The organism is Planomonospora algeriensis, from assembly GCF_977012225.1.
In genome coordinates this window covers 1-237 of sequence record NZ_CDRNDK010001180.1, presented here as the reverse complement: position 1 = coordinate 237, position 237 = coordinate 1, and the positions used below count along the sequence as shown (strand labels likewise).

Genomic DNA, 237 nt, shown 5'->3' with positions numbered 1-237 from the left:
TGGAGCGGGAGCGGGTGACGGTGCTGAACCAGACCCCGTCGGCCTTCTACCAGCTGATGCGGGCGGAGGAGGAACGCCGGGACGCGGAGCTGGCGCTGCGGTATGTCGTCTTCGGCGGGGAGGCGCTGGAGGCGGGACGGCTGCGGGAGTGGTACGACCGCCGTCCGCAGGACGCGCCGCTGCTGGTGAACATGTACGGGATCACTGAGACGACGGTGCATGTGACGTACGCGCCGT

1 protein-coding gene is annotated in these 237 nt (G+C 69.6%); it reads left to right on the top strand.

The features are described from left to right. On the top strand, positions 1-237 hold a 237-nt coding region (locus tag ACWJ6R_RS38335; RefSeq protein WP_449066847.1), incomplete at both ends, for an AMP-binding protein.